The following is a 6418-nucleotide window of genomic DNA, read 5'->3' as shown; positions in this document are numbered from 1 at the left end:
TGTTAATCAAGATGTCGTCAGTTCGAGTCTGACAGCCGGAGTAAGGAGAGAGAAGGAAGCCTAGCTTCCTTCTTTTTTGTTTAATATGTTTTAGGTCTATATGATTTGATGGAAAAATTGGTGTCTGCTTATCCCGATATTTTATTTGAAGCTTGCTCTAGTGGCGGTGGCCGTTTTGATGCAGGCATGGCCTATTACATGCCTCAGATTTGGACGAGCGATGATACAGATGCGGTTGATCGAATGAAAATTCAATATGGTACCAGCTTGGTTTATCCGGTTAATATGATGGGTGCTCATGTATCTGTGAGTCCTAATGAACAAAATGGTCGTTATACTCCACTTGCAACGCGTTATGCCGTTGCGATGAGTGGTGATTTAGGTTATGAATTGGATTTGACCAAGTTATCATCTGAGGATTCTTTAGAGATAGAGAAAGAAATTAATGATTATAAAAAATTGCGTCATTTAATTCAATTCGGCGATTTTTATCGTTTGAAATCACCATTTAGCAGCAATCAGGCAGCATGGAACTTCGTTTCTAAAGATCAAAAAGAAGTTTTAGTAATGAATTTCAATATTATGTCGCAGGTTCAGCCGGTATTTACTCAGACAAAGTTATATGGCTTAAATCCTGATCTCGATTACCGTGATGAAAATACGGGTCAAATTTATGGTGGGGATGAACTAATGGAAGTTGGTTACTATGATTCTGTTATGAAACAGGATTTCGCCGCAGAAGTAAAATATTTTGTCGCGGTTGATTAATTTTTTAGAAATAAAATTCACCTAAAAGCAAATTTGCAGTAATGTCAAATTGCTTTTTATTTTTCCACTTAGCTAGTGGGACAAGGAGTTTAGAAATTGGAAATTATTTTCCCTAACTGAAATTATTTTCGAAAATTCCTTTGTAAAAGAAAGCATTTATCGTATAATAAAAGCGGATTCATTTTTTTGATCTAGAGGAGGAAATTACATGGTAGGAATTGTTTTAGCCAGCCATGGTGGTTTTGCCGATGGTATTGCACAATCTGCGCAAATGCTTTTCGGTGAACAAAAAGATTTTGCTCATGTTATCTTAAAGCCTAGTGAAGGCCCAGATGACATTCGTGGCAAAATGGAAAAAGCAATTGCTTCATTTGAAAACCAAGATGAAGTTCTATTCTTGGTTGACCTGTGGGGTGGTACACCATTTAACCAAGCAAATGGTCTTGCTGAAAAGCATGATAAATGGGCAATTGTAGCTGGTATGAATTTACCAATGGTTGTACAAGCATTAACTGAAAGAATGATGGATGCTAATGCTACTGCACGTCAAATCGCTACAAAGGTAGTTGAACCTGCTAAGGATGGTATCAAGACTAAGCCATCTGACTTAATGCCAAAGACCGCTGCTCCTGCAGCAGCCGCTGACAAGGGCTCAGCTAAGGGCAGTAAGAAGTCAATTCCAGAAGGTACTGTAATTGGTGACGGTCACATTAAGTACGTTTTGGCAAGAATCGACTCACGTTTACTTCACGGTCAGGTTGCTACTGGTTGGATTCCAGCAATGAAGCCAGATCGAGTAATTGTTGTTTCAGACAGTGTTGCTAAGGATGACTTGCGTAAGAGTATGATTCGTGAAGCTGCACCTGCAGGTGTTAAAGCTCACACTGTTCCACTTAAGAAGATGGAAGAAATCGCAAAGGATCCAAGATTTGGTAACACACACGCACTTCTTTTGTTTGAAAATCCAGAAGATGTTTTGAGAGCTATCAAGGGCGGTATTAATCTTAAGGATATCAACGTTGGTTCAATGTCATACAAGGAAGGCGACGTTAACGCCAACAACGTATTGTCAATGAACCAAGAAGACGTTGATACTTTCCGTGAACTTGAAAAGATGGGCGTTAAGTTTGATGTTAGAAAGGTTCCTTCAGATGCTCCAGGTAACATGGATTCTATCTTGAAGAAGGCTCAAACCTTACTTGACGAACAAAAGAAATAATTAATTAGGAGTAAATAAATGAACGCTATACAAATGATTTTGGTAGTGGGTGTTGCCTTTCTTGCAGGTATGGAAGGTATCTTGGATGAATGGCAATTCCACCAACCATTAGTTGCATGTACTTTGATCGGTTTAGTTACCGGTCACCTGGACTTAGGTGTTATTTTGGGTGGTCAATTACAAATGATCGCCTTAGGTTGGGCAAACATTGGTGCCGCTGTTGCACCAGATGCCGCTTTGGCTTCAGTAGCTTCAGCTATTATCTTGGTTGAAGGTGGTCAAGGTACTGCTGGTATCGGTACTGCTACTGGTATCGCTATTCCTTTGGCTGTTGCTGGTTTGTTCTTAACTATGATCGTACGTACTATCTCAACTGCTATCGTTCACATCATGGACGCACAAGCTAAGAAGGGTAACTGGCGTATGATCAACGTATGGCAATGGATTGCTGTATGTTTGCAAGGTTTGAGAATCGCTATCCCAGCCGCATTGCTTTTGGCTATCCCAGCAAGCACTGTTAGAGGTTGGCTTGCAATGATGCCTCAATGGTTATCAGCTGGTATGACCATCGGTGGTGGTATGGTTGTTGCTGTAGGTTACGCTATGGTTATCAACATGATGGCAAGTAAAGAAGTATGGCCATTCTTCGCAATCGGTTTCGCTTTAGCTGCTATCAAGGACTTAACTTTGATCGCCCTTGGTGCTATCGGTCTTTCAATGGCTTTGATGTACTTAGCTCTTGAAGCTAAGGGTGGCAACGGCTCAGGTTCAAACAACTCTGGCGATGCCGGTACCGGCGATCCACTCGGCGATATCATTGATGATTATTAAAATGAACGCATAGAGGAGGATTTAAATAATGGCTGATAAGAAAATTAAATTAACCAAACGTGACCGTTTTAACGTTATGTGGCACTCACAATTCCTTCAAGGTTCATGGAACTACGAAAGAATGCAGAACGGTGGTTACGCATACTCAATGATTCCTGCATTGAGAAAGTTATACCCAGACAAGAAAGATTTGTCTGCTGCTTTACAAAGACACTTGGTATTCTTTAACACTCACCCATACTTAGCTTCACCTGTACTTGGTGTTACCTTGGCTTTGGAAGAAGATAAAGCTAACGGTGCTCCTGTTACTGACGACGCTATCCAAGGTGTTAAGGTTGGTATGATGGGACCTTTGGCCGGTGTTGGTGACCCTGTATTCTGGTACACTGTTCGTCCAATTGTTGGTGCCTTAGGTGCATCAATGGCCATTTCAGGTAATATCATGGGACCTATCTTGTTCTTCGTTATCTGGAACATCATCAGAATTGCCTTCTTATGGTACACACAAGAATTTGGTTACAGCGCTGGTTCAGCTATCACTAACGACATGTCAGGTGGTATGCTTCAAAAAGTTACCCGTGGTGCTTCAATGATGGGTATGTTCGTTTTGGGTGCCTTGATTGAACGTTGGGTAAACATCAAATTTACTCCAATCGTTTCACAAACCCCTATCCAAAAGGGTGGTTACATCGAATGGGACAAGCTTCCATCAGGTGCCAAAGGTATTCAAGAAGCTCTTACGCAATGGAACATGGGTAATGGTAAAGCTTTGAGCAGTACTAAAGTTACTACTTTGCAAGACAACTTGGACTCATTGATTCCAGGTTTAGCTGGTCTTCTTTTGACATTCTTCTGTATGTGGTTATTGAAGAAGAAGGTTTCACCAATCTGGATTATCATCGGTATCTTCGTTGTCGGTGTTCTCTTCCACGTATGGGGCATTCTTTAATAAATGGCTAAATCAATTAACACAAGAGTCGATCTGACCGTTGATGGTACCTGGTTTAGAGGTATTGCATCCTATGGAAAAATTATGATCGGCGATAAAGCTTTTGAATTTTATAATGAGCGAAACGTTGAAGACTATGTTCAAATTCCATGGAAAGAAGTAACTTATGTAGTTGCGGATGTTCATTTTAATGGACGTTATATTCCACGTTTTGAAATTAGAACTAAATCTAATGGTAAATTTATCTTCGCTGCGCGTGATCCTAAAAAGGTATTGCGTGCAATAAGAAAATATGTACCTGCTGACCATATGCGTAAAGCATTAAGTATGTGGCAACAAATTAAGCAACGTTTTACTCGTAAGAAAAAATAAAGCAAACTAAAAATCCCGAGGTCGAATGGCCTTGGGATTTTTTTAGTCATTAGCAATAGAAGCTTGCAATCTATTTAAGAATAATTCGGCAACGGGGGATAAGTTAGTCTCATGTTTCCAGATAACCGTGATTGGTTCACTTAAAGCTGGCGATATTGGCCTAAATGTTAAACCCGATTCGCTAGAAGTATTAGCAATTTTATCTAGTGTTAACATCACAGCCGCATTGTTTTTAACTAATAAAGTTCCGTTAAAGCTTAGGTTGACCGTTCCGATGAAATTGACGTCGTCTTTGTAATTGCCAAGCCAATTATCGAAATAGTGCATCGTGTCAGCCTGTTGAGAATTTAAAACGGTTCTGCCAACCAGATCCGCTGGGGTAATTGCCTTCTTTTTAGCTAAAGGATCGTTCTGAGTCATTAATACACCCCATACGTCTCGTTCTGGCAATTGAATGGAAGCATAGTTTGAAAGGTTAACATTACCAATGATAGCCGCAAAATCGACTGTACCGATGTTTAACTTCTTTTCAGCGAATTCATAGTCACCACTTAGAATATGAATTTTAACTGTAGGGTAGTCCTGAATAATGTTACTTACAATATTCATCAGTCTTTGCATCCCAACACTTTCGCCGGCAGCAATAGTTAAATCACCACTGATTACAGCTGATGATTGCAGGTTGCTCTTAGTTTTGGCAGTTAAAGCTAAAATTTCTTTTGCTTGCTCTAATAAATATTGTCCTGAAGGTGTCAGAGTCAAATGCCGCGGCTGGCGGTTGAATAACTTGACCCCTAATTCGTCTTCCAAATCCGCAATCTGGCGTGATAAAGCAGGCTGAGAAACTAATAATTTCTGTGACGCTTTCGTCATGTTTAACTCTTGCGCTGTGGCAACGAAATAATTTAAAACTCTTAATTCCATATTTTCACCATAAATAAAAGTTATTATACGTGATACTTAATAAGTTTTTTACATTACTTACTTTATCTTTTAAACTAAAAATGAGCAAGAAAAGGAGTAGCAGATTATGAAGACCCAAGATAAAGAACTTATTCAAGAAATTGTCGGTTCTATGATAAATCCTGTTGATAGATTTCTATGATATTCTATCAATAGGATTTTTTTGCACAAAAAACATTCTAAGCTAAATAGTGAATTAGTTATCCGACGGGATAATTGATTCACTATTTTTATTCTTTTGTAGAATTAAAGTAGTAGTAAAACGATATGCCCTGAGGTCTTTAGACACTTGATGTCGCATAATAAACTGGCAGTTTTACTTAAGTTTTCAATAGTCTCTTCGAAGAATGTGGACACTAGATGTCGAGTTTAGAAAATTAGATCTGATTTCTTAAGTAAATACGTTTTACTACTAAGTTTTGGAGGTTTTTATTATGCAAGTTACTTTTGGAATTGATGTAAGCAAGTCTACTTCTACTGTTTGTGAACTAATTGGTGAAAGCAAAAATGAACTAACCATTACTAATAATCGTCCTGGTTTTATTCAATTGCTTCATGAATTAACCGCTTTTTCTAAACATCCGCAAATTATTTTTGAAGCTACCGGTGTTTATTCACGCAGACTGCAGGCTTTTCTTGAAGACTACGGCTATGAATATGTTGTTCTTAATCCGCTTAAAGCTAAAAAAGAAATGGATATGGGACTACGTCATAATAAGACTGATAAAACTGATGCTTATCATTTAGCCTTAATTCAAAGACTATATCATCATCCAATTAATCAACTTCAATCTCAAACTTATAAGCAGCTTAATTCATTGAGTCGTTTCTACAACCAGTTAACAGCTGACTTAGTAATGGCTAAAAATAGACTTCATCAAGCTTTACAATCGACTTTTCCTGAAATTGAAAACTTATTTTCTGCTGCTAAAGGCAAGAATTACTGGCAAATAGTTAATCATTACCCTCATTGTGATTTAGTAAGAAAAGCAGATAAAAAACAAATTATTACATGGTTGACGAACTTAAAAGGAATTGCCTTTAGACATGCACAAAGGACTGCAGACAAACTAATTAAATTAGCTCATCAAGCTTATCCAGTTGTATCTTGCTCTAGCATAGAAGTCGAGCAAGTGCAGTATTATGCACACAGATTGCTTAATTTAAGTGATCAAAGAGAAAATTTAATCGCAAGAATGGTTAAGTTAGCGAAGTCTTTGCCTAATTATGATTTAGAAAACCTAGAAAGCATTCCAGGCTTTGCACAGACCACTGCAGTCAGAGTTTTAGCAGAGTTAGGAGATTTACGCAGATTT

The 6418-nt window shown here is 38.4% G+C and carries 6 protein-coding genes and 1 pseudogene; 6 read left to right on the top strand and 1 reads right to left on the bottom strand.

Annotated elements, in window-relative coordinates; genetic code table 11:
- Positions 1–84: 84 nt before the first annotated feature.
- From JEM49_RS08735 to JEM49_RS08715, 5 genes and pseudogenes are all read left to right on the top strand, one after another.
- Positions 85–768: pseudogene (locus JEM49_RS08735) on the top strand (alpha-galactosidase); the annotation flags it as partial.
- Between the two features lie 208 nt (positions 769–976).
- Positions 977–1987: a PTS sugar transporter subunit IIB gene (locus tag JEM49_RS08730; RefSeq protein WP_087176925.1), complete on the top strand. Its 1011-nt coding sequence runs from the start codon at positions 977–979 to the stop codon at positions 1985–1987.
- Between the two features lie 18 nt (positions 1988–2005).
- Complete coding sequence (locus tag JEM49_RS08725; protein ID WP_025006442.1) at positions 2006–2818, top strand: PTS mannose/fructose/sorbose transporter subunit IIC; 813 nt, start codon at positions 2006–2008, stop codon at positions 2816–2818.
- Positions 2819–2846: 28 nt separating this feature from the next.
- Entirely contained in the window at positions 2847–3767 is a 921-nt protein-coding gene (locus JEM49_RS08720) for a PTS system mannose/fructose/sorbose family transporter subunit IID (protein WP_098044409.1), read from the top strand.
- Positions 3768–3770: 3 nt separating this feature from the next.
- On the top strand, positions 3771–4139 hold the full coding sequence (locus tag JEM49_RS08715; RefSeq protein ID WP_025006440.1) for a DUF956 family protein: 369 nt from the start codon (positions 3771–3773) through the stop codon (positions 4137–4139).
- Positions 4140–4181: 42 nt separating this feature from the next.
- On the opposite strand, the gene JEM49_RS08710 is transcribed toward JEM49_RS08715, so the two are convergent.
- Complete coding sequence (locus tag JEM49_RS08710) at positions 4182–5063, bottom strand: LysR family transcriptional regulator (RefSeq protein ID WP_201874661.1); 882 nt, start codon at positions 5061–5063, stop codon at positions 4182–4184.
- Between the two features lie 473 nt (positions 5064–5536).
- Between JEM49_RS08710 and JEM49_RS08705 the strand changes: the two genes are divergently transcribed.
- A partial coding sequence (locus JEM49_RS08705) for an IS110 family transposase (protein WP_201874659.1) occupies positions 5537–6418 on the top strand: 882 nt, incomplete at its 3' end.

It is taken from the genome of Lactobacillus sp. A27 (assembly GCF_016742815.1).
GTDB lineage: Bacteria > Bacillota > Bacilli > Lactobacillales > Lactobacillaceae > Lactobacillus > Lactobacillus gallinarum.
Note: the sequence above shows the minus strand (reverse complement) of the source record. Positions and strands in the feature narration are given on the sequence as shown.

What these genes read in the sequence shown, in the direction of transcription:
- JEM49_RS08720 (WP_098044409.1), top strand. Translation starts at nt 2,847, where the DNA reads ATGGCTGATAAGAAAATTAAATTAACCAAACGTGACCGTTTTAACGTT.
- JEM49_RS08730 (WP_087176925.1), top strand. Translation starts at nt 977, where the DNA reads ATGGTAGGAATTGTTTTAGCCAGCCATGGTGGTTTTGCCGATGGTATT.
- JEM49_RS08710 (WP_201874661.1), bottom strand. Translation starts at nt 5,063, where the DNA reads ATGGAATTAAGAGTTTTAAATTATTTCGTTGCCACAGCGCAAGAGTTA.
- JEM49_RS08715 (WP_025006440.1), top strand. Translation starts at nt 3,771, where the DNA reads ATGGCTAAATCAATTAACACAAGAGTCGATCTGACCGTTGATGGTACC.
- JEM49_RS08725 (WP_025006442.1), top strand. Translation starts at nt 2,006, where the DNA reads ATGAACGCTATACAAATGATTTTGGTAGTGGGTGTTGCCTTTCTTGCA.